Annotated in this window: 23 protein-coding genes, 1 pseudogene and 1 riboswitch; of the genes and pseudogenes, 15 read left to right on the forward strand and 9 right to left on the reverse strand. The window is 53.6% G+C overall.

Going from position 1 to position 22,574, the window contains the following annotated elements; all coding sequences use genetic code 11:
* Nucleotides 1-2: 2 nt before the first annotated feature.
* Nucleotides 3-1,664: an arginine--tRNA ligase gene (gene argS, locus ORD20_RS00870; protein ID WP_103375922.1), complete on the forward strand. Its 1,662-nt coding sequence runs from the start codon at nt 3-5 to the stop codon at nt 1,662-1,664.
* Between the two features lie 149 nt (nt 1,665-1,813).
* Nucleotides 1,814-2,263 (forward strand): MarR family winged helix-turn-helix transcriptional regulator, encoded by a 450-nt coding sequence (locus tag ORD20_RS00875; RefSeq protein ID WP_103375923.1) that lies wholly within the window; start codon nt 1,814-1,816, stop codon nt 2,261-2,263.
* Nucleotides 2,264-2,637: 374 nt separating this feature from the next.
* Here ORD20_RS00875 and ORD20_RS00880 read toward each other — a convergent pair whose 3' ends face one another.
* Nucleotides 2,638-3,267: a hypothetical protein gene (locus ORD20_RS00880; protein WP_103375924.1), complete on the reverse strand. Its 630-nt coding sequence runs from the start codon at nt 3,265-3,267 to the stop codon at nt 2,638-2,640.
* Nucleotides 3,268-3,358: 91 nt separating this feature from the next.
* Nucleotides 3,359-3,845 (reverse strand): annotated as a pseudogene (locus tag ORD20_RS00885) (methyl-accepting chemotaxis protein); the annotation flags it as partial.
* 563 nt (nt 3,846-4,408) lie between these two features.
* Between ORD20_RS00885 and ORD20_RS00890 the strand changes: the two are divergent.
* A complete protein-coding gene (locus ORD20_RS00890; RefSeq protein ID WP_242968564.1) occupies nt 4,409-5,845 on the forward strand; it encodes an APC family permease in 1,437 nt (478 codons plus the stop codon).
* Between the two features lie 60 nt (nt 5,846-5,905).
* Here the strand turns inward: ORD20_RS00890 and ORD20_RS00895 are convergent, their stop codons facing one another.
* The gene (locus tag ORD20_RS00895) at nt 5,906-6,061 is read right to left on the reverse strand and encodes a hypothetical protein (RefSeq protein ID WP_430626409.1); all 156 of its coding nucleotides are present in this window, start codon (nt 6,059-6,061) and stop codon (nt 5,906-5,908) included.
* A 5-nt stretch (nt 6,062-6,066) separates the two neighbouring features.
* Nucleotides 6,067-6,696, reverse strand: a complete 630-nt coding sequence (locus tag ORD20_RS00900) for a TetR family transcriptional regulator (RefSeq protein WP_430626410.1) — start codon at nt 6,694-6,696, stop codon at nt 6,067-6,069.
* A gap of 138 nt (nt 6,697-6,834) precedes the next feature.
* Here ORD20_RS00900 and ORD20_RS00905 point away from each other — a divergent pair, with 138 nt between their 5' ends.
* Entirely contained in the window at nt 6,835-7,251 is a 417-nt protein-coding gene (locus ORD20_RS00905) for a hypothetical protein (protein ID WP_103375928.1), read from the forward strand.
* A 2-nt stretch (nt 7,252-7,253) separates the two neighbouring features.
* Here the strand turns inward: ORD20_RS00905 and ORD20_RS00910 are convergent, their stop codons facing one another.
* From ORD20_RS00910 to pabB, 3 genes are all read right to left on the reverse strand, one after another.
* Nucleotides 7,254-7,655 (reverse strand): HNH endonuclease, encoded by a 402-nt coding sequence (locus ORD20_RS00910; RefSeq protein ID WP_430626411.1) that lies wholly within the window; start codon nt 7,653-7,655, stop codon nt 7,254-7,256.
* Entirely contained in the window at nt 7,543-9,090 is a 1,548-nt protein-coding gene (locus tag ORD20_RS00915) for a nitrilase-related carbon-nitrogen hydrolase (RefSeq protein ID WP_430626412.1), read from the reverse strand. The genes ORD20_RS00910 and ORD20_RS00915 overlap by 113 nt, the downstream gene beginning before the upstream one ends.
* A 99-nt stretch (nt 9,091-9,189) precedes the next feature.
* Nucleotides 9,190-10,938, reverse strand: coding sequence for an aminodeoxychorismate synthase component I (gene pabB / locus ORD20_RS00920; RefSeq protein ID WP_103375931.1), 1,749 nt, complete (start codon nt 10,936-10,938; stop codon nt 9,190-9,192).
* Nucleotides 10,939-11,094: 156 nt separating this feature from the next.
* Nucleotides 11,095-11,205: riboswitch (TPP riboswitch) on the forward strand.
* Between the two features lie 81 nt (nt 11,206-11,286).
* Here pabB and thiC point away from each other — a divergent pair.
* From thiC to ORD20_RS00950, 6 genes are read left to right on the forward strand one after another with little or no spacing between them, the layout of a single operon-like run.
* Nucleotides 11,287-13,032 (forward strand): phosphomethylpyrimidine synthase ThiC, encoded by a 1,746-nt coding sequence (gene thiC / locus ORD20_RS00925; protein WP_103375932.1) that lies wholly within the window; start codon nt 11,287-11,289, stop codon nt 13,030-13,032.
* 4 nt (nt 13,033-13,036) lie between these two features.
* Complete coding sequence (locus tag ORD20_RS00930) at nt 13,037-13,642, forward strand: thiamine phosphate synthase (RefSeq protein ID WP_103375933.1); 606 nt, start codon at nt 13,037-13,039, stop codon at nt 13,640-13,642.
* Nucleotides 13,639-13,839: a sulfur carrier protein ThiS gene (gene thiS / locus ORD20_RS00935; RefSeq protein WP_242968565.1), complete on the forward strand. Its 201-nt coding sequence runs from the start codon at nt 13,639-13,641 to the stop codon at nt 13,837-13,839. The genes ORD20_RS00930 and thiS overlap by 4 nt, the downstream gene beginning before the upstream one ends.
* Nucleotides 13,839-14,639, forward strand: coding sequence for a thiazole synthase (locus tag ORD20_RS00940; protein ID WP_103375935.1), 801 nt, complete (start codon nt 13,839-13,841; stop codon nt 14,637-14,639). Before thiS ends, ORD20_RS00940 begins: the two co-directional genes overlap by 1 nt.
* The gene (locus tag ORD20_RS00945; RefSeq protein ID WP_103375936.1) at nt 14,626-15,381 is read left to right on the forward strand and encodes a HesA/MoeB/ThiF family protein; all 756 of its coding nucleotides are present in this window, start codon (nt 14,626-14,628) and stop codon (nt 15,379-15,381) included. The genes ORD20_RS00940 and ORD20_RS00945 overlap by 14 nt, the downstream gene beginning before the upstream one ends.
* A 31-nt stretch (nt 15,382-15,412) precedes the next feature.
* Nucleotides 15,413-16,495: an NAD(P)/FAD-dependent oxidoreductase gene (locus ORD20_RS00950; RefSeq protein WP_158246309.1), complete on the forward strand. Its 1,083-nt coding sequence runs from the start codon at nt 15,413-15,415 to the stop codon at nt 16,493-16,495.
* A 92-nt stretch (nt 16,496-16,587) separates the two neighbouring features.
* Here the strand turns inward: ORD20_RS00950 and ORD20_RS00955 are convergent, their stop codons facing one another.
* The gene (locus ORD20_RS00955; RefSeq protein ID WP_430626413.1) at nt 16,588-17,136 is read right to left on the reverse strand and encodes a hypothetical protein; all 549 of its coding nucleotides are present in this window, start codon (nt 17,134-17,136) and stop codon (nt 16,588-16,590) included.
* Between the two features lie 109 nt (nt 17,137-17,245).
* Between ORD20_RS00955 and ORD20_RS00960 the strand changes: the two genes are divergently transcribed.
* Together ORD20_RS00960 and ORD20_RS00965 are read left to right on the forward strand one after the other, a co-directional pair.
* On the forward strand, nt 17,246-18,097 hold the full coding sequence (locus tag ORD20_RS00960; protein ID WP_430626414.1) for a sensor histidine kinase: 852 nt from the start codon (nt 17,246-17,248) through the stop codon (nt 18,095-18,097).
* Nucleotides 18,098-18,287: 190 nt separating this feature from the next.
* Entirely contained in the window at nt 18,288-19,763 is a 1,476-nt protein-coding gene (locus ORD20_RS00965; RefSeq protein WP_430626415.1) for an ATP-binding protein, read from the forward strand.
* Here the strand turns inward: ORD20_RS00965 and ORD20_RS00970 are convergent.
* Nucleotides 19,688-20,092: a response regulator gene (locus ORD20_RS00970; RefSeq protein ID WP_103375941.1), complete on the reverse strand. Its 405-nt coding sequence runs from the start codon at nt 20,090-20,092 to the stop codon at nt 19,688-19,690. The two genes, ORD20_RS00965 and ORD20_RS00970, sit on opposite strands and share 76 nt — an antisense overlap.
* 154 nt (nt 20,093-20,246) lie before the next feature.
* Here ORD20_RS00970 and ORD20_RS00975 point away from each other — a divergent pair, with 154 nt between their 5' ends.
* The 3 genes from ORD20_RS00975 (at nt 20,247) to ORD20_RS00985 (ending at nt 22,558) form a co-directional block, all read left to right on the forward strand.
* On the forward strand, nt 20,247-21,089 hold the full coding sequence (locus tag ORD20_RS00975) for a hypothetical protein (RefSeq protein ID WP_103375942.1): 843 nt from the start codon (nt 20,247-20,249) through the stop codon (nt 21,087-21,089).
* A gap of 168 nt (nt 21,090-21,257) precedes the next feature.
* Complete coding sequence (locus tag ORD20_RS00980) at nt 21,258-22,193, forward strand: metallophosphoesterase family protein (protein ID WP_103375943.1); 936 nt, start codon at nt 21,258-21,260, stop codon at nt 22,191-22,193.
* Nucleotides 22,190-22,558, forward strand: coding sequence for a hypothetical protein (locus ORD20_RS00985; RefSeq protein ID WP_430626416.1), 369 nt, complete (start codon nt 22,190-22,192; stop codon nt 22,556-22,558). The genes ORD20_RS00980 and ORD20_RS00985 overlap by 4 nt, the downstream gene beginning before the upstream one ends.
* The last annotated feature ends 16 nt before the right edge of the window (nt 22,559-22,574 follow it).

Raw genomic sequence — 22,574 nt, forward strand, 5'->3', positions numbered from 1 at the left:
CCATGGCACGATTAGATGACGCGCGCTTCGCCATACAAGAAGGGATTGCTCAGTGGTTTGCGCGTCAAGGCCACCCAGAATTGGCAGACCTTGCGGACGTGGACGTTCCCACGGAGACGGGGCATGGGGATTTGACCACCAGTGTCTGCTTGCGCGCCGCTAAGCCGATGCGAACGGCTCCGCAAGCCTTGGCCCAACCTTTGGCCGAATTTTTGCGTCAGAGCATACCAATGTTAGCGTCGGTTGAAGCGGCGGGCCCGGGCTTTCTTAACTTCACCTTGCAGACACCTTGGCTTGCCCAAGTCGTCAATGATATTCGTGTGCAAGGGCCCCAATATGGGCACAATGATGCGGGTCAAGGGCAACGAGTGCTGATTGAATTTGTATCGGCCAACCCGACGGGACCTTTAGTCATTGTGAGCGGACGCGCGGCTGCCGTGGGTGATGCCATGGCGCGCATCATGAATGTTAGTGGATACCATGCGGATCGCGAATTTTATGTGAACAATGCCGGCAACCAGATTGGGAAGCTGGGCCATGCGATATTCTTGCGCATTCAAGAACTCCAGGGCCACATCATAGAGGAGTGGCCGGAAGGGGTTTACCCAGGAGAGTATGTGATCGAGGTTGCGCGGCAATACCTTAAGCAGCATCCCGCATTTGTGGCCGAGCAGCCAACCCCTGATACGTTGTGGATGCTTGGACAATATGGGGCCGAAGTCCTTCGTTCTGAGCAAGAGCAGGTGTTGAAAACGTTTGGCGTAACATTTGAGCACTGGACGTTTGAAAAGGACCTGCGGGACCAGCAGGCTCCGGAGCACATTGTGCAGCGTCTCGAGGATTTGGGTGTGGTGCAAGAAGCAGAGGGCGCGAAATGGTTTATGTCCACGCGGTTTGGGGACGACAAGGACCGCGTGTTAGTGAAATCTGATGGCACGTACACGTATTTTGTCCCCGATGCAGCCTATCATGCCCAGAAATTTGAGCGTGGCTATGATTGGGTGATTGATTTATTAGGCCCGGATCATCATGGCTATATTGGCCGTATGCGCGCCTTGGTTACGGCTTTGGGCTATGCCCCCGATCACTTTGATGTGATGATCATTCAATTGGTTAGGCTTGTGCGTGATGGCGAGCTCGTGCGCATGTCCAAACGGGGTGGGCAATTTGTGGCGCTTGCCGACCTGATTGAGGAAGTAGGCGTGGATGCCGCGCGGTTCTTTTTCTTAGAGCGGGCTCCCAATACACCGATGGATTTTGACTTGGGTTTAGCTGAGTTGAAGAGCAACGATAATCCGGTGTTTTACATTCAATATGCCGCGGCGCGGATTCATAGTGTCTTACGCCAGTGGCGAGAGAGTGTCCATGCCGAATTAATTTGGGAGCCGGCGTTATTATCCCAGCCCTTGGAGCGTCGATTGCTGTTTGTCTTGGCGCGCTATCCGGATATTGTGAGGCGAGCAGCATTAGACCGCGCTCCGCAATATCTGCCCAAGTATCTGACGGAGTTGGCCCAAGCCTTTCATTCTTTCTATCGCCAACACCGCATATTAGACGAGGCGCCAGCTGTCACGATGGCCCGTGTTGCCCTTTGCGAAGCGACACTTTCGGTACTGAGTTTGGGATTGGGCCTTTTAGGCATTAGTGTTCCTGAACACATGTGATGAAAAAGCGCGTGTGGTACGGCTGGTTTTCGCTGGCGTGATGAATCACGGCGAAAAGCAGCCGTATTTTCTTTCTCTCCGTGACCATTAGTCGTTTGTCGCGTATGGCATAATGAACAGCATATGTACACAATCAAGGGGGATATGGGGTGTCCGATTCAGATGTACTCGAGGAACTTGTCATGGAGGTGGAGCGGTTTGTCCGCCTGGGCTGGCGCTGGCGTGCTAAAACCGATACGCCTGCGCTAAATGGCGCAGAGATTCGAGCGCTGATGATACTCTATCGGCATCATGCGATTAGCGCCTCCGCCTTAGCAGACAAGATGGGAGTCGGGCGCCCTGCCACGTCATCGGTCTTGCGACGCCTAAGGGATTTAGGGTATGTAGGACAAGAACCCGATTCCCAAGACCGTCGGCGCCACTTTCTTACCGTCACCGCGTTAGGGCGGTCGATGGTGGAATCGGTGCGGACTGCGAGGCACGCGATGTGGCAGCAACATTTAAAAGCTTTGTCGCCTGATGATCAGCAGCAACTGCTAGGGTTGCTGAAAAAAGTTAGCGATAGTAGCAAGGAATTCTCTCAAGATGAAAGGCGCTAAAGCGTAGCCATGGGTATGGGAAGCCGCACAATACAAGAGGGCGTCGTGCGGCTTCAGGGGAGAAACTAAGCGAGATCAACCTGCTGCGTGAACAACCCGGCGGGACCGCCATAGACCAATGGCGTAAGCCTAGGGCAATCACCGGTAATCCTGCAGCCCATGGTCCTGGCATTCAAAGCAATTTTACCGAGTCGGTCGCGGCTGGATCAGCGAACTTCGCAACGTGGTTTGTGCCTTTAAACACACCACAACCCAACACATCAGAAAATAAGCCCAAGCCTTTGCGTGGCTTGGGTCAGACATGTCACAGGAACATAGGCAGCTAATAGAAACCACCGAGCTCTAATAAAGGCGTGAAATCTTCTCATTGTCCGTCAAGATTTTTGATATGCCATAGGGTTTTGGAGGATGTCTTGAGCCCATGCTTCCAGCAATTGGGCCAATTGCTGTCCACGTTCTAGCCATTGATGCCAGAGGGTTCGGTCCCATGAACCTGAGCGCTGTAACGCTTGGATGAGGGAAACGGTTTGGTGGTGAAACACTTCATGATCCCGGGCGATTTGTTGATGCTCGCCCTCTGTGCGCAACGTGTCGAGAAGTTGGCCCACACGGCAACCATGGAAGTCGCCTGCGCGCTTGATGTCTGGTACTGGGCCGGATTTCAGAGCCGCTTGATACAACCGGTACCGCCACAGGTAGTGATCGGTTATGGCCAAGCGCAATTGATCGGCTACGGCTAAGCTGCCTGCGGCTTCAATTGCGTTGTGCCGGTTCTGCTCGGCCTGCTGTACGGCGTCGGCGAGAAACCGAGTGGATTGCCCAAAGGCTCCGACGGTTGCATGCACAGCTTGTTGCTGAGCCGCCAGACGCCCCGCGACCGCCTCTAACGAAGACTTTTGTTCCTGCACGGCAAGCAATGTGGTCGTTAACAAAGGCAAGATGGTTTCAAGCGATTCGACGATGCCACCGAGAGCCGTCTGGGTTTGCTCTACCGTGTGGCCCATAGCATCCGCATCACTTTGGACAGCAGTCGAGACGCCTTGGGTACGGTCTGCTGCCTGTGTACCGTATCGAGCACTTTTAGTGCATTATTGGTGGAGCTTTTCGTGCGTTGGGCAAGCGCCCGAACCTCATCAGCGACGACCGCAAATCCACGCCCAGCGTCACCAGCGCGCGCGGCTTCAATGGCCGCATTGAGCGCTAAAAGGTTTGTAGAGTCGGCAACTTCTGTCACCACTGAGACCAGTTGTCCCACTTCATGCACCTGCGAGGTGAGTAGGGTAACTTCACGCACTACGCCAGAGACTGCTGAAGAGACTTGACTTGCAGCGGCTTGAAGGTGGGCGGGGACATCATCTGCCAAAGCTACGTGCTTGCGGATGATGGTTAAACCATCTTGGACCTGCTGTGCATGACCTGCTACCGTCTCTACGGCTGCCGTTACTTCTTTTGTGGTTGTCGCGATGCCTTCAAGTTCATGACTAGCTGCTTGCAGATCCCACCACGCTTCAACTAGGTTCTCATAGGCATGGATGACAGCGTTTAGTTGCTCGCTCCAGGCCAATGCCATGGATGATGACATAATATCCACCTTTCGTATGCGAAAAATAAATGGCTTTGTCAGACGTAATATGTAGGCTTTATCCCCCTGCGTAGTGATAACGACATCACTCTTTAGGACGGGCGGTCATGAAATCCCGGGCGACTTACCCCTGCTGATCTTGGCTATAATGGGGGAGTTGTGTCAATAGAGACGCACACCAGGAAATTATGGCGAGCTAGTAAGTTTCACATACTTTACCGCATTGGGCAGTTGGGAAAAATTTTCTGTGTGAAGTGGGCATGATGAACAAGGGAATTTAGGGTGAGAGCGCGAATATTGCAGGTGTCGGTCAGTTGATGGCCGAAGATGCTGCCCAGCATCTTGTTCGGACTGGCTTCCTACGTGAATGATGAAAAATTCAGCTTGTGGTCCTTGGTCTCAGTTGCCCCTGGCGGTTTTGCGTTTTAGGGAAGGTCCAAGGAGAGGTCGGCGCTGCGCGCTTTGCTGCGGTGAGAACGATACGGCAAGACGATGGAATGCGCATTCTCCGTGGTGGTCTTCAGGACGACATGACAAAGGGGATTGATAAGGAGGACGAGTGGGTGAATCAACCACAGAGAGTGGGTCTTGACGCCAATGTGTTAGGACGGTTTGACGCCATTATCATGGCGATAGCGGGCAGTGCTCCGGCGTATTCCATCGCGGCGTCGACTGCCGTGTTAATTGGGGCTGTGGCCATGCAAGGGCCTGCAGCATTGCTCTATTGCGGCATTCCGATGTTTGGTATTGCGTGGGCTTTTATGTATTTAGGGAAGATGCAGACCAATGCGGGGGCGAGCTACGCGTGGGTGGGACGATCGTTGCATCCTATTTTGGGCTATATCGCGGGATGGGCGCTCTTGGTATCGGCAACCTTGTTTATGGTGGCGGGATCGTTGCCCGCGGGATCGGTGACGTTAGCGCTCTTTAATCCGCATTGGGCCAACAATGTTCTATTGGTGACGATTGTCGGGAGTTTATGGTTTATTGCCATGGCTATCATGGTGATGATTGGGATACGGATCACGACCCGGGTGCAGTGGATGATGTCGGCGGTGGAAGTCGCTATTTTGCTTGTTTTTGCGGTGTTGGCGATTATCCATGCCAGCACAGATGCGCGCATGCATTTTTCCTGGTCATGGTTTGCGTTGACAAAATTCAAAGGGGTGAGCGGATTTGCAGCGGGCGCGTTAGTCGCCGCGTTTTACTATTGGGGCTGGGACGTCAGCGCAAACCTGAACGAAGAGACGAAAAACGCCAAGACATTACCCGGACAGGGGGGCCTGTACGGCGTGGTGATTGTGTTTCTCTTGTTTGAGATTTTTACGGTGGCGACCAATATGACGCTATCGGCTTCTGTGATTAATGCAAACAGTGCGGATGTGTTGGCCGTGCTAGGCCAGAAGATTTGGCCAGGGGTCGGCGGCACTATATTGTCCTTTGCGGTGATGCTTTCGACGATTGCGACGTTAGAAACCACGCTGATTCAGGTGACACGCTCGTTATTTGCGATGGGACGGGACCACACGTTGCCGCGGGTCTTTGCCGCGGTCCATCCGCGGTGGCGGACGCCATGGATTGCCAGCATTGTCGTCGGAATTCTTTCTTTGGTCTTATTTGTGGCTTCGAACTTTATTGGCTCTGTGAGCACGATTATGACCGATGCCATTAATGCGATTGGCTTGCAAATTGCGATTTATTATGGCTTAGCGGGGCTAGCTGTGGTGGTGGCGTACCGCGAATGGCTCTTCAAATCCTTTAGCAATTTGCTGTTTATCGGGCTTTGGCCTTTGATCGGAGCCTTGTTTATGTTTTGGATTCTTTTCCAGTCTCTGGAAAGCTTAGGGGCTACCACAGTGCTGATCGGGATGGGCTCGATGGTGCTGGGGCTTATTCCCCTAGGCATCTATTGGGCGCAGGGACAGCCGTATTTTCGTCAAGCTCCGTTGCAGCCGGCGACGGATGATGTGCCCAATGACCAGGTCGCCGTAGCTGACTAAACGGCTATGAAGACCGCTGGGAAGCTCAAGGCTCCCCCCAAGATTGTTGGGGGGAGCCTTTTACTTTGCAAGATGGGGGTTCGTTGTGGTTTTGAGAGACAGCAGTGTCAACGCTGCAATGAGCAAAATGAGAGCGGCATTCACGTCATGCACAGCGGTGGTTAAGCGCAGAGCTTTGATAGCTAAAGAGGAGCGTTTAAGGGGTTGCCACATCAAAAAGACTAGACCGCCAAGAGCCCAGGCCCTAGGGTGTTGCCAATATTGCGGGCTAAATTATAAAAGCCTGTGGCACGCCCTAAAGAGTCCGGCGCAATGGCCAATTGCACCATCGTTAAGGTTGTCATAATGACCACGCCGACGCCTAAGCCTAAAAAGATAAAGGTCGATAACCAGTGGTCCGCCAACTGTGCTGCTGACAGGTCAGAGCGCACCACGCCAGCTGATTGCGCGTGTGTTATTAACGGGTCGAAGATGTGATGAAGGCTGCTAAGGCGTCCATCATCCCACGGCTCTGCGAGCAACTCGGCTTCAATAATGTAGGGCAGAAGGGCATAGTCTTGTTCGGCGACCTGTGTTAAGGCTTTTGTCGCCTGATGTAAGCCGTCGATAGGAGGCAATGCCAGCCACTTTGGCAAAGATGGCAAAAAAGTGTCGGTGAGGTGGTCCACATATGTGGTGAAGATGGCTTTTTTAGTAGGAAAATGCACAAAAAATGAGCCTTTGGAGACGCCGGCAGCGCGCACAATCTGGTCGACAGACGTTTGCTCAAATCCTTGGGTGCGGAACAGGTGTAGGGCGGTTGAGAAAATTTTCTGGTGCGTTGCGTGTTTTTGCACAGTGCGAGTCGACATAGGGGATGCTCCTTTCTGCAGCCGATTATAAGAAGGCATAATGACCATAGTCAATGGCTTTAGTCAGTGACTGTGGTCATTATTGATGAGAACAAGATTCTGTCTCCCTGCCGAAAGCAAAGGTGTTATCATAGAGTTATGAAAACGGTGGCTTGGATTTCAGGAGCAGCGGCGGTAGCTGCAATCGTAGTAGGTGGTATTTGGCTCGGCTCGCAAAGTGGTCACTGGCATGTGGTGCACGTACATCATGAAAGCGTGACGATTCCTGCCTCATGGCACGCATTAGACCACGGACAGGCTTATGTGGAGTCTGGACATCATGGCGAGGGGCTACGCTTTTTAGCGCGATTTTCCTTGAACAAGCTTCCACGGATGGCAAAACCCATTACGCGGGTCTCGCCGCACATACACGAATGGAAAATCGTACGACATAAGCAAGTGACGTATTACGCGGTATGGACGGATCACGGTGGCACGAAAGCGATTCGGATTCGCGTGCCTAAGTCTCAAGAAACTTTGGGACAAACGGTTTTGGGGAGTTGGCAACCTTCGTAATCTTAGGGGACAAAAAACTGCAAAAAAGGCCGCGAATCCGGACGGAAGCGACTGCTTGGTTGATCCGGCGGGGCGGGTCTTGAGGTATCAAACGCGCCTTGATGAAAGGCAACCCAGATCTGGGCTTCTTCTTTACTCGCGCAAGATTCAATGGGACGGTTGCGCAAGGATCGTCTCGCTTTGCGTAACTCCTGTTCTTCGTTATGCAAAATGCGCAAAATCACAGGATGAGTAGGCTTAAATCCCGTCCAAGCGATAAATTGCGAAGGCAGCGCATTGTTACGGGAATGATTACAGGCTCGGCACGCAATGACACAGTTGTCCATTGTGGTGCGGCCGCCCCAAGAAATAGGTAATACATGCTCTAATGTGGATCCTGGTCCATGGCACCATGTGTGATTCAAAAAAGATGTTGCGAGCGGTCTGCCCCGTAATGTCATTCCATTCGGCAGGCGACAACAGTGGTTTCAGCGCTTCAAGCTTCTGCCATTCGTCCATAAAAAGGCTTTCTGCACCGCCACTGCCAAAGACTAATCGGGCCGCACCAAGTTGGCGCAAAGCTTCTTGTAACAGGTCCAAGGGCACTAACGAGGTTTCGAGATAACAATGCGCATGGCGGTGGGCTAGCAACAGGACTTCGTCCCAGAAAGGGCGCATTTGCCCGGAATGGATGAAAATCACGGGGCATTGCGGAATAGCTGATAGAAACTCATCCCAGAGCAAAGGTGATTCATACCGCAGCGGATTAGGCCCGGGACCGGTGTGAATGACAACCGGGCGCCGAAACCGGGCCATGACCGATGTCAACGCCATAATACCAGCGTCATAGGGCATCAAGCGGTCGAGCGCTGGATACAGGAAACAGCCGGCAGCGCCGCTCTCGAGCAAGTCGTTTAAAGCCTCAGCCTGGTGAGCTCGGGCCGGCGCCAAAGCCAGCCACCGTGGATTCTCTTGGGCCATGGCTAAGAGCTGTCTTCCAGCGTCTCGCACATCATCTGCGAGAAGCGCCCCCCAGTCACAGAGGACTTTTTTTTCGGCTTCCGGTTCAATCGCTTTGCGAGCAAAGGTCGTCATGCCGACAGGCGGTGGGCACTGCGGGATATAACTGGAGACATCAGTCACGCCGAGTTGGATCAACGGTGCCTGGGGATCGTCGGCCATTAAGAGGACAGGTTCTTCACCAGCCATGCTTAACAGGCGGCCTTGGTGCGCAATGAGGGCGCCGCCTAGGTAATTTTGTCCAGAAAATCGTCCGATAATGGGTGCGACAACCACGGTCGCTTGGATTTCCAAGCTGTGACTGACGGCGAGTTCTTGCATGTGGTTCCGCTCGGTCACGGTGCGAGGGCTGGCTGCCATCACCACCAGTTCGGGTTGAAGGGCTTGAGCTTGATGCCATAAATCTTGATCCCATGCATCGAGCCCTAACAAAATGACGATGCGCCCCCAGCGGGTGTGGATGGCGGTGATGCCTGATCCGGGTTCAAACCATGGCCGTTCCGTGGGTTGGAAATTGACTTTCGACTGGGTACCGACAATGGTGCCATCTTTCTCGACAACGAGTCCGCGTTGTTGCTTTTTAATGGTCACGCCATCTAAGACCCGAACCGAGCCCGTCACGACAATCAGACCCAATTCACTGGCCACGCGGCTCAGCGCCTGTGTTAAACGATTGGGGATAACTTCTACCGGATTTAAACCTAAAAACCATTCGGGTAAGACGGCAATATCCGCACCGCGGCTGGCCGCCTGACGGACGGACTCGACCGCTCGCGCCAGCGCTTTATCAAGATCCCGCTGGTATGCGAGCTGGCAAACCGCAATGCGGGGTATAGACATCCGGTATCCCTCCCTTGATGTTAGGGTAAGTTTACCTTAAATTACAAAATTTGGCAACCGAGCTTCGAGCCAGGATAAGTCTTATGCAAAATTAGGATGTTAATCTAAAATCGGCAGATCAATGGGAATCCAGCCGTGCAGGCTATTAATGAACCACGCCCGCGGGCAGCGGCGCAGATCATCGCGCGTGATCCGGCCTTCTTGGATCTCGCCTTGCTCGAGTAAAAAGGCCCGAAAGGTTCCCGCCAATAAGCCGGACTCTCGTGCGGGCGTTACGAGCTGGCCGTCTCGCCAAATCACAAGATTGCCCCGCGTAAACTCTGTGACTTCGCCCTGTTCATTCCATAGCAAATGGTCGAATACCTTAGACGTATGGGGATGATGGTGATCATAAAGCGTCCGCTCCGTTGTTTTGTGAAATAGCCATGGTTTGCGGGCGTCGACAGGAGAAGCGGCCCACGCGGCCTTTTGGGGGGAGAGAATCGGCACCAAGGGGCTGATGGTGGTGGAGATAGACCCGCTAAGAGCGAGCGTGAGCCGCACTTTCCAAGAACCTTGAGGATGTGTGTCAGCAATGGCTTGAAGAGCTTTGTAAATCTCGGGAAGAGGTATGGTGTATCCGTAAAATTGCGCAGATGCCAAGAGCCTTTGCATATGATGGGACAATAGCCAGTAGACACCATCATCAAGGCGCATCGTTTCCAACAGATCAAAGCGTGGAGGCTGGTGCGTGAGAAACTGACTTTTTGTCAACAATTCCTCATATTCATCAGAGGCCTTGGAATCCCAAGTGATGCCGCCACCGGTTCCAAATTCGGCGTGATGCGTCCTTGTATCGACGACAATGGTGCGAATGGCCACATTGAAGGTGGCAGAACCTTCAGGCGTTGCATATCCGAGGGTGCCGCAATATATCCCACGTGGAGAGGACTCGAGCGTTGCAATCAGTTTCATCGTGCTAAGTTTAGGGGCGCCCGTAATGGAACCACTGGGAAATAAGCTTTGCATGACATGTATCCATCCCCGATATTCGGGAATATCGGCTTCAACCGTTGACGTCATTTGCCACACCGTGGGATAGGCTTCAATATCCCATAGGGCAGTGGTCTGGACACTGCCTGTTATCGCAATGCGACCTAAATCATTGCGCAGGAGGTCGGTAATCATGACGTTTTCGGCCCGGTTTTTGTCCGAATGCTGCAAGTCATCTGCCATCTTTTGATCTTCGTCGCGATAGCGGCCCCGGGGCGCGGTGCCTTTCATCGGACGCGTCACAACATGTCCGTGATCAAAGGAAAAGAAGAGTTCGGGCGACAAGGAAAGGACCGCAAGCGATTCGGTTTCGATATACATACTATACGATGCTTGCTGGGCCATACGTAGCGTTTGATAATAGGAAAAAGGTGACTCGGATAGCGTGCTGCGAAGCCGAAAGGTGTAATTGGTTTGGTAGGTCAGGCCCTCCCGGATGGCGTCATGAATGCGTGAGATTTTTTGGGCATGTGTCTTGGCGTCTTCGTCAGGGGTCCATTTTGCGGGGGGCACTGTGGTGAGAACGTCCTGATCTTTCACAAGGGGCGGTTGAGAAAAGATGCCAAAGAGCAGTAAGGGCACGTCAGAGGGGGAGGATTGGACCACCATCTGTGGGTCAATCCCCGGTGCTGCGTCATACGCGATGTAGCCTGCTACCCATTTTCCACTTTGGGTCGCGGCTTGGAGCTGATTGAGACATGCTGCGACGTCACTCACCTGATATGCTGCAACAATAGCGTCAGGATCTTGAAAGATCCAAGACTTCTGCTGGGTGGCGGGGAAATCAATTTGTATCCATAACGTGGTCGTTGACATGCCTTTATTTATACCACAGGCTATCTTGTGGTGTCTTTGCCAAGCCTCACGATTTGCTTTGTTTTGCCTCGGCACCGTGTGAAGGAGGTGCAATTTTTTAGAAAATTACGCATGAATCGGCAAATACCTCTTGCCAAAAAGGGTATCACCAGGCATAGTGGTGACAACGGGAGCTCGCGGAACCGGGCTGAGAGGGTGGAGTACTCCACCGACCGTAAGACCTGATCTGGGTAATGCCAGCGGAGGGACATGTGTTTTTACCACGTATTCGACAACTTCACCCCGGGGTTTTGTCCCCTCATCAGGGATTCGGTCCTCTTGTTCATTCTGTGCTGAGGAGGATGCTTGATGACGTCTAAACCCCCTATATCCAATGCCTATGAGGTATTTCCTGCAAGTCACAAAGTCTACATTGCCGGCAGTCGCGCCGATATCCAGGTGCCCATGCGTGAGATTGTTCTCAATGCGGGGGAGGGGCCCAATACGCTCCGTGTCTATGACACGAGTGGTCCTTATACGGACGAGCGGGTATCTGTGGATATTCGGCAGGGACTTCCTCCCTTAAGGCGCCCGTGGATTATGGCACGCGAAGATGTTGAAGAATATCCGGCTCGCCCCGTTAAGCCGGAGGATAATGGCCGGGGCCAGGCGCCTGTCATGCCATCATTGGATAGAAAACCGCTTCGGGCTCAAGCGGGAAAAATTGTGACGCAAATGCACTACGCACGACAAGGCATCGTGACCCCCGAAATGGAGTTTGTAGCCCTGCGCGAAGGCTTTGATCCGGAAGTGGTGCGGGAAGAGGTAGCCAGTGGCCGGGCGATTATTCCCAGCAATATCAATCATCCTGAATCGGAACCGATGATTATCGGCCGGCGATTTCACGTCAAGATCAATGCCAATATCGGCAATTCGGCCGTCGCCTCATCCATTGATGAGGAAGTGGAGAAGATGCGCTGGGCTACGTTATGGGGCGCAGACACGGTGATGGATTTGTCCACAGGGAAAAACATTCATGCGACCCGGCAATGGATTCTTCGCAATGCGCCTGTGCCGGTCGGTACCGTCCCCATTTATCAGGCGCTAGAGAAAGTGGGAGGACGCCCCGAAGCACTTACTTGGGAAATCTACCGGGACACCCTCATCGAACAAGCGGAACAGGGCGTCGACTACTTCACCATTCATGCCGGGGTGCGCTTAGCGTATATCCCTTTAACTGCGCGCCGTGTGACGGGAATTGTATCCCGTGGGGGATCGATCATGGCGGTATGGTGTTTAGCCCACCATCAAGAGAATTTTCTTTATACCCATTTCGAAGAGATTTGCCAGATATTGCAGTCCTATGATATTGCGGTGTCTTTGGGAGATGGTCTGCGTCCCGGATCTATTGCCGATGCGAACGATGATGCGCAATTTGCAGAGCTTGAGACCTTGGGCGATCTGACTCAGATGGCATGGCGCCACGACGTGCAGGTCATGATCGAGGGGCCAGGACACGTGCCTTTGCACAAAATTCAAGAAAATGTTGAGAGAGAGCGCGCGATTTGCCATGATGCCCCGTTTTACACGTTGGGCCCCCTGACAACAGATATTGCACCGGGCTATGATCATATCACCTCGGCCATAGGAGCCGCGATGATTGGATGGTACGGCACGGCGATGCTGTGCTATGTGACACCGAAGGAGCATCTTGGTCTCCCGAACCGAAATGACGTCAAAGACGGCGTGATCGCCTATAAAATTGCGGCGCATGCCGCAGACGTTGCCAAAGGGCATCCGGCAGCTCAGGCATGGGACGATGCGTTGTCTCAGGCGCGCTTTGAGTTCCGGTGGGCAGACCAATTTCATTTAAGCATTGACCCCCCTACCGCCTTAGCCTTCCATGATGAAACGTTACCCGCAGAACCCGCTAAAACGGCCCATTTTTGTTCCATGTGCGGGCCCAAGTTTTGTGCAATGCGAATTACCCAGGATCTTCGCGACTGGGCCCAGGAGCATGAAGTGTCGTTAGACGACGCAGTGGCTCGAGGACTTCAAGAAAAGGCCGAGGAATTCCGACAACGCGGATCGAAACTCCAGGTCGAGCCGTCGTAAGCCGATGCTATGCGGGCTGATTGACGTCGGCCGGTTTGATCCGGCCCATCTCCGCCATCTTCCTGCAGTCGGGGAATCCTTAGATGCGCTGTGGCTTAGAGGCCCCATGCTCACCTATGACGAATGGCTCACATGGGGCACCACCATTCGCGAGCTTGTTCCCTCGGTGCCTTTGTGGATTGGAGGCCATATCAGAGCGGCCCAGGCACTGCAGGCCTCTGGGCTGCAGTGGCCTGCGCGCTATGCATGGATCAAACGCGGGACCACAAAGTGGCGTGGTCCGGTTGTGGCATCGATCCATTCATTGTCCGAGTTCGAAGAGCGTCAGGAAGCAGACGGTTATGTGTGGGGGCATGCCTTTGCCAGTCGGTCGAAACCGGGGTTAATGCCACGATCACGCGCTAGCCTTGAGGAAATTTTAAAGAGGACTGCCAAACCTGTCCTCGCGATTGGAGGCATCAATGCCCACACCGTGTGCGACGTTGTGAGTTGGGGAGTTGCGGGTGTGGTGGTTGGAGACGGCATTTGGCAACAGTCCCAGCCAGAGCACGCGGCGGCCGCGATTAAGCAGGTGTGGACTCAACGAAAGGGGGATATCATCCGGTGGTGATTACGATTAACGGGGAGTCTAGCACCATTGAACACGGCATGACCGTCAGTGGTCTGCTGAATTCCCTTGGCGTCACGCATCAAGCCGTCGCTGTCATGGTGGAAGGCGCGATCGTGTCGCGTGAGCAATTTGGTCATGTCACATTGCAGCCCGGGCAATCGGTCGAAATCATTCGTTTCGTTGGAGGAGGATATTAATGTCGATTTGTCCAGATGGGCCGGTTAAAATCGGCCCTTATGCGTTTCATTCCCGCCTCTTTGTTGGAACCGGCAAATACATGAGTGATGCCATTATGCAAGAGGCCATAACGGCATCTGGAACCGAATTAGTCACCGTGGCACTGCGCCGGGTCGATTTGTCCCAGCCCAAAAAACCGTCGCTGCTAGAGGCATTGCCCTCATCGGTTAAGATTTTGCCTAACACCGCAGGCTGTCACACCGTCCAGGATGCGCTGCTTGTAGCGGACATCGCTCGTGCGGCGGGTATTGGGGACTTAATCAAATTAGAAATGATAGGGGACAACGAATGGCTGTGGCCAGATCCCATCCTGACGCTTGAGGCGACGAAGCGGTTAGTTCAAAAAGGATTTGCCGTCATGGTCTATACCAGCCCCGATCCGGTGTTAGCCAAGCATTTGGAAGACGAAGGGGCGGCGGCCGTGATGCCCTTAGGTTCTCCTATTGGTTCAGGCCAAGGCATTGTCAATACGGAGGTAATCGGGCGAATCAAAGAACGGGTGACGCGGGTGCCGATTGTGGTGGACGCAGGCATTGGGGCGGCTGCTGATGCCGCGATGGCCATGGAATTGGGAGCGGATGCAGTCTTAATCAACACGGCGATTGCTTTGGCCCAAGATCCCGTCGCGATGGCGCAGGCGATGAAGTGGGCAGTGATGGCAGGGCGGCAAGGTTTTCTTGCCGGGCGAATGACTAAACAGTGGCGTGCTTCCGCCTCGTCTCCTGCGCAAGGACAGGTGCGCGCGCATGTCCCATCCTAGTTCTGTTATCACGGACAAAGAGCGGGTGAGGCGGCTGATTGCCTTACCAGGCATTAAACCAGACCGGGTAGCCCAGCTCAGGAAGTCTGTCATTGCTGTGGTGGGCGTAGGGGGCATTGGCCAAGCGGCCCTTCAATATCTGGTCGCTCAGGGCATCGGCCGGGTCATATTAATTGACCCAGATCGGGTCGAGGGCCACAATCTCTCGCGACAAACTCTCCTCACTCCGCAAAGTATCGGACAATTTAAAGTGGATGCTGTGGCGAGTCGCTTGCAAGAACTCTCTTTAACGGTGGAGGTTGAGAAACATTGCGTGAATCTGACGGAAGACAATGCTGACCAGTTGCTGAACGAGGCGGACATTGTTTTGGATGGGGTTGATAACGGCTTGGCGCGCGAGGCATTGAATCGCTATGGCATCTATTCGGGGAAACCCATGTTCTTTGCCGGGGCGACAGGTTATGAAGCGTTGGTGTTTGGAATGAGGGGTGGAAAGCCTTGCTTAACGTGCTTGTTTGGGTCGGTGCGGGACGTAGCCGATGATTGCGCCGTAACGGGGGTATTGGGCCCCGTGGTCGCGATGGCGGGGCTTGTGCAAGCCCAAGAAACGCTGAAATGGGTCTTACAGGCAGGCCGCTCGCTGGTGGGTCGGCTATGGCAGTGGGATGGGTTTTCTACCACGACACGGGTTATGACGATCCCGGCGCGAGACGATTGTCCCTTCTGCGGTCATGGGATGTAACGGCGCTGAATTCTTAAGGGGGAGGGAATTTATGGGTGATGCACCAGACGTCCTGATCGTAGGTGGGGGTGTGATTGGCTGTGCATTAGCCTATGACTTAGCCGCGTCGGGTCTTGATGTGACGGTGTTAGAGCAAGAGCGCGTCGGTGCGGGCGTTTCTTATGGGGCTGGGGGCATGTTGGCTCCACAAATAGAATTTGCCCAAGGAGGACCCGGTTTAGAATGGGGCATGCGCTCTTTGACCCTATACCAAGAGTGGGACGAGGCTATCCGGCAGCGCATAGGATTCGGGCTGGACTTGGACTTATCAGGAATCGTGCGGGTGACGAACACACCAAATGCATGGGGACCGTCGGATCCTTTCATACGTCGTCACACGCAGATGGGTTACGTGGTCAAGCGGTTGGATGCATCCACAATACGTGAATGGGCACCCCAAATCCATCCCGCGATTACGTCAGGCATTTGGGTTGTAGGCGGGCAAGTGGATGCTTACCGTGCAACGCGTATGATGGCCCAAGCGGCTGTTAGCCATAACGCGTTAATCCGTTCAGGCGTGATGGTCACAGGAATCGAGGATGGTTGTGTCATGACGACAGCGGGGCGTCTTTGTGCTCAGATGGTGATTGTCGCAACCGGGGCCTGGCTTCCTCATTTAGTGGATGTGCCGTTAAAGCCCGTAAAAGGACAACGTCTTTTGGTCGCATTGCCGCAATTACTGGCGAGAGTCCCGATTTTTGGAGACAACATATACGTGGTTCCCAAAGCGAGTGGCCAGTATTTTTTAGGAGCAACAACCGAGCCTGAGGCAGGCTATGATCAGAATCCTACCCTTGAGGCCCTAATGGACTTAGGAACGGCAGCTGTGGGGCTATTTCCGGAACTACGCCATGCCAGTGTCATCGAACCGTGGGCTGGACTTCGGCCGGTGCTTCCAGGAGAATTGCCATTAATAGCGCGTGTTCCTCGCTATGAAAGAGTATTAGCGGTGGGCGGCCACTATCGGCACGGATTTCTGTTAGCTCCTATTACCGCACGTATTGTCCGCGATTGGATGGTGTCTAACGCCCCATTGCCCCCCGATTTTTCTTATCAACGATTTGAGACCGCATAACGGCGATGACTGCAAAAAGATCCCAAGTAAGACACAACAAGGCGGTGGCGGCTCTTTGCCATCGCCTGTTCGCGTGGGTCTGGACGATTCTCTTACTCCGTTATCCAGCGTGTATGGATGATGTCTTCGGACGATGGCTGCGCGTGATAATGGGGGCTTTGGGCTAATATAGTGGGGCCGTTTATTGTACGGCCGTAAATGGTACTTTGGCCATCAAAGTGTATATCAAGCGCTGAGAACAACAACTGCGGATTGACGACGACAGAGATATTATGAAAAGTCGACAACATGCTGTAAGCGCCTTCTTGCCGCCATTGGTCGCGGCGAAGGTGACCTGGCTGAAAAGGGAAGGGTTCGTCCCAAGGCCACGGGTTAGCGGAGGGTTGGGCTACAATTTGCGCGCCCATGGCGTCGAGGCGAGGTAAAATGGGCGAAAATCCCGGCTCATTCTCGGTGTGCGGAATCCGAAAAGCGTCGTAGCAAATGGCGGTCGCACAGGGAATTCCGCCAATGTCATACGTCTTCAAGGCTTGTTCAATACCGCCTGGGCTTAAATCGAGAACATCTTCTTGCGTCGGGACGAGATTGACTTTTTGAGTCGTATGAATGATCTCCCCTAAAGGATTAACCGTGAAACTCACGTTGTATATGTGGTGTGAGGCCGGATTCAACAAAGGTGTGCGCCAGTGGTTGCGGTCGGCAGGTAAAAGAGCACTTCCTGCACTGATATAGACGGCTCCAGGTGATGTTATGGAGGATACAGTTCTCGACTTTTGGAATACTTTGCGCCATCTTAACGTGGACTTGGAATATTTGACGTGGCAAGATGACACTCTTGGGATGTTGACCCCCTCGTTATCCGTCTATCATGTCAACAGTAGTGTGGGGCCTATAACCATGGGATTTGCAGATCCCGTTTTACCTGTTTGGGTAGACGTTTTGGCCATGCATTTTGCTCAACGGATACATTATGATGCGTCCAGTGTGATGGTATCGACGGCGATTCATGAAATTCGCAATCCCTTTACCGTGCTAGCAGGATATATTGAACTCTTGGCGAGGGAACAGCCTCACCCGTTGCTTCAGAAAATCGATGATCTGATGTGGCGTATTACGGGTCAACTAGAAGACGTGATGGCGGGTTTTGTGGAGGGGTATCCGCATGAAGCGTTCGACATGATGGGCTTGGTGCAGCAAGTGGTCGACGATTATGCGGCGATGTTGGCACACCATGATATTGCTGTGGTGCTTCACGGAGTGCCGGTGCGTTACTACGGCGACAAACGTCTACTGCGGCAGGTCCTTAGAAATCTGATTCATAATGGGGCGGATGCCATTGGCGAACATGGTCAAATCACGGTATCGGTGCAACAAGATGGCCATGTGCTGACCATTGCGGTTCGTGATGATGGGCAAGGAATTAATAACGACATCCGCCCATTTTTGTTCCAGCCGTATTATACTTCTAAAATAGAGGGGCATGGGTTGGGGTTGGCGTTTTGCAAGCGCGTGGTTGAGAGCCATCACGGCTCAATTCAGGTGAAGGACCTAAGTCCTGGCACGGAGTTTGTGATTACGCTAGTCGTCCACGACGCGCCCTAAGTGGCATACTCCTGACCGTCCCATAGCTGGCGCGTGGCGATTTGTGTGCGCGGCAGCGGTGAGATCAAGCCCTTTCCGCCGCACTCTTCTTGACGAAGAAATATGTTGGCAAAGTGAGGAGAGAATCCCCGAATATACAGGGAAGGTGCTTGTCAGGGGTTTGGCCGCCTCTAAGTGGCGGGGGCACACTATGGATGGGTTTCAACACGAGGCATCTTGGGCCGATAAGGCGTTTGCGTTTATCGCCGATTTGCAGCAGCATCTAAAGACGCATGCCGACGTCGTGCGTACCAAAGAACAAGGGGCCCAGTGGATTCTTGAACAAGTCGCGTCGTCTTATAAGGCCCGTGCTTTGACCTTGTGGCTGACCCATGGCCCAGGAGAGTGGACGCTTGCGGCCGCAACCGGGATTGACATTAAATCTCAATTGTCAGGCGTTCGCAGCATAGCCAGCTTTCCTTTGTTTGGGATCCAAAATCATGTGATGGGCGTACTTACCGTCATGTGGGAGGAGGCTCCTGTTCAAGACCAAGCATTTTTTACGCGGTGGACTAATGTGGGGCGCACACTAAGTCTTGGATGGCAATGGGCTGACTTGTGGCAGGGCACTACGCAAGGCGAGGTGGTGAGCCGCGCCGTGATTCGTATGACAGGCGTGGCGACGGTGCACCTTTATCAAGGGAAAGTGGTGTGCTATAACCACCAATTTGCCGAATTGTTTGGCCTGACTCCCGATGCGGGGGAGGTCGATTTGTCTCGTGTTATTCAGGCCATGCGTCCGCGGTTTTCATCGCCCGGCGATTTTTTAAAGACGGTGAGGCATATTACCGATAACCGGGAGATGTGGGTTGATGAGATTCTAGAATTGAAGGGCGTGCCTGCCCATTATTTGCGGTGGCTGTCTCGCCCAGTGTATGGCGCGGGAGCTTATCAAGGACGGGTCGCGGTGTTTATGGATGTGACGGCCCAGGTCATGGCGGAGCGCCACCATGAATCGTTTCTCTCGTTGGCGGCTCATGAGTTTCGCACGCCCGTCACCATTATTCAAGGGGTCTCGGAACTGATGCAGGCATTGCCCGGCGCAGAGGCGCCGGAGGTCGCTGAATCGGCACGCATTATATGGCGTGAATCGATGCGTCTGGGCCGGACGATTCGCGAAATTTGGGGAGCAGCCGAAGCGGACCGCGACGTGAGTGCGGAAGGCAAAGAACCCTTGGATTTTGCTGCGATGGCTCGTGCGGAAGTGGAGATTGCTCAACGGATGTGGCCAGAGCGCACCTGGATTTATCATGGCCCTGATACCTTACGGGCCCAGTTAAATTACGAGATGTTGGTGACGGTGCTTCAAGCGTTGTTGGGGAATGCCGGTCGGTTCAGCCCAGCTGGCGAAGCGATCGAGGTGGATGTTACAGTAGCGCACGATACGGTGACCTTAAGCGTGATGGACCGGGGTCCTGGCGTTGACGAAGCGGTTAAGCAGGACATCTTTATGCGTATTCCCGACCCGTCGCGTCGGCCTGCGTCAGGGGGCATGGGCCTGGGTTTGTATCTCACCGGCATGTTTGTGGCCAAAATGGGGGGCAATGTTGCTTACGTGCCGAGGCCTGGCGGGGGCTCTGTATTTTCGGTGACGTTGCCGTTGGATATTTCGGCCAAGACCCTTTGAACCGTTTGCCAGAGCTTTTCCAAACGAAAGGGCTTGGCCACGGTGGCGGCGACGAGCGGATCGCGAGAGAGGGCAGCGAGCTCGGAAGATGCCGACATGAGCACCACAGGGCAGATCGCAATCGCTTGGGCGCGAGAGATCCACTCGGTGCCCAACATATCAGGAAGGCGATAGTCGAGCAAAACCACGTCAGGCTGATGAGACGCTAAGAGGGTCAACCCTTGATGGCCCGATTCTGCTTCAAGTACCATGAAGTGATGCTGTGCGAAAACCGTCCGGCTAATATAGCGTATTCCAGCTTCATCGTCGATAATGAGTATCGTGGGCATTCCATTAACCTTTCTTCAACCGTCTAGTGCTGCGCATTTATTATCGCAGAGCGAGCGTAGAATACAAGACCTGACGAAAGAGTAATGGACTCCGTACGGGACTCCAAAAAACGGCGAGCGTCGAGCCGTTATCAAACAGAGAAGAGGGAACGTCTTGTCAGCCACAAACATTCTACGACAGGCATGGCAGCAAATTTGGCGGAAGCCTGGCAGCTTGGTGCTGGCTTTTTGGTATCTGTTTATTATTTTCTTGTTCCAGCTCTTAGTCGTCAAAGGACTCGGAAGCGGATTTGAAACGTGGCTTAAAGCCTTTAATCCCGCCAAGATGAGTACAATGGCTCAGTTCCCGCCATTGCCCCATGGGTTGTTGCCGAAATTGATTTTGGTTTACCTCACGATGTTCCTCATCATTTTTCCTTTTGTGATTGGAGCATTGTATGGCGGTGTGGCCGACGGCCTCAAAGGGCAGCAAACCCTTGCTGGCCTCTTTACGTTTTTCCGATATGGCCTTCGCAATTTTTGGGAGAGCCTAGGAACGATGGTGGGGATTTTCATCGGGTCCGGCATTGCGGTCGCTGTGATGCTGCTGCTCAATCTCTTGTTTTCCCTGTTAGCCCATAACGGGGGGGTCATTGGGTTGATTGGAAATGTGATTGTGACCATTTTGACCCTGGTCATTATTTTCTATTGGATGTCAATTGTTTTGTATTGGCTGGGGGCTGTATTCTATGGCAAACAACCGGTGTTCCGCGGGTTTCGCGAAGCGGTGTCTTGGGTATCCCGTCACTTGGGAGAGAGTATTCGTCTCATGCTCTTGAACGCGTTGTTGGTCATAGTGGCAACCTTGTTTTTTGGGCTCTTCAGCTTGGTGCCGATTATTGGAGAATTTTTTGCTTTGGTGCTGTATGCTTTGGTGATTGCCCTGATTGCCACTGAATCGGCCCTGTTTTACCGTGACAGTTCGCGAGGCGGCGCTCCGCCCCTTTACCGCGTCTAGCGCAGCCCTCGTGTGAGGGCTCTTCAAGCCGGGGGACTGGTATTTGACCAGTCTCCCGGCTTTTTTCCGCGAAAAGGGGCCACAAGACCGTGGGTTTGCGTGCATAGTGCTGCTGGGGCGGGGGAAAAGTGAGGAAGAGATGATGAAAAAGGGTGGTGCAACCAGACTATGGACGACCGAGCGAGCACGCCAAGGCTCGATATGTTATCACGGAGAAAATTTTTGCGCGGCGCTGCGGGGTTGTCGGCTGTGGCGGCGGTGCTAGGGGATCTTCCTCGAGGCGTATTTGCCCAAAAATCGTCAGGGATTACGCCATTTCGCTTTGTGCATCTATCAGATACCCACATAGGCTACGAAGGCGACGCCAACCGGGACGTTGCTGGAACACTGGACCGCGCGCTGAAGGCCATTGCGGCATTGAATCCGGCGCCCCAATTTATCGTGGTCACGGGTGACTTAACGCAGGCAGCCGAGACCACCACGGTACGCAAGGCAAGGTTTGTTGCGTTTCGGTCCAAAATGGAGGGAACCGGGATTCCGTTTTATTGTGTTCCAGGGGAGCACGATGCTTTGATGGATCGCGGTGAGCTCTATCAAAAAGCGATAGGCCCTTTACATTATCGTTTTGAGCGTGGCGGGGTGCAGTTTTTTGCGCTCGACAATGTCTCGCGGGGATTCTTTGTTGGCGACGAGCAGCGGCAGTGGTTGGCCCAAGAAATTCATAAGGTGGATCCCAATGCGCCCACCATCATTTTAGCGCATGCGCCGTTATACGACCTCTTTGTTCCTTGGAATTGGTATACCTATGATGCGCAGCAAGTTTTAGCATTATTTCAGCACTTTCGCAGTGTGACGGTTCTCTTTGGCCATATTCACCAGTTGATGAGTCGGCGCCAGCCTCATGTGATTCAAGCGGCGGGGCTGTCAACGGCATGGCCATTGCCGGAACCTGTCGGATTGGAAAAGTTGGAGAAGTGGCCGCAAAGTGCCTCCGATCCTCTGATGGGACTAGGCTTGCGGGTCATTGATGTGGGAGCGTCAGGAGATATGGCCGTAAACACCGTGCTACTCTCGGATGAGAGGAGTGAGGAGGCGAGCTCATGAGAAAAGTTTTGTGGGTTTTAGGCGTGGTCGCCCTCACTTGGGCCTTTGTGGGTCCTCGCGCGCATGTGGCTTTGGCGCAACCATTCCAACACTTCTTTCGGCGTTCGCCCACTCCCAAGCCGCATGTGCCTGCCAAACCGCCAGCGCCGTCCGTTGTATTGGGGGCACGGCTTTATGTGCGCGCGTGCGAATCCTGCCATGGGCCCAAAGGGAATGGGGAAGGATTTTGGTCCTTGCCTACTGCGATGATAGGAATTATGCATGAGTTCAAAACCGATGGTGGGAGCGTTTGCCATGGACTCTATGGACACACCCGCGTAACCTGTAACCTAAAGAGCGAACACAGCGTTCAGGGTAGTAAATAGGATTTTAAACCATGGG

Origin of the sequence: Sulfobacillus thermotolerans (assembly GCF_039623705.1) — a bacterium.
Classification (GTDB): domain Bacteria; phylum Bacillota; class Sulfobacillia; order Sulfobacillales; family Sulfobacillaceae; genus Sulfobacillus; species Sulfobacillus thermotolerans.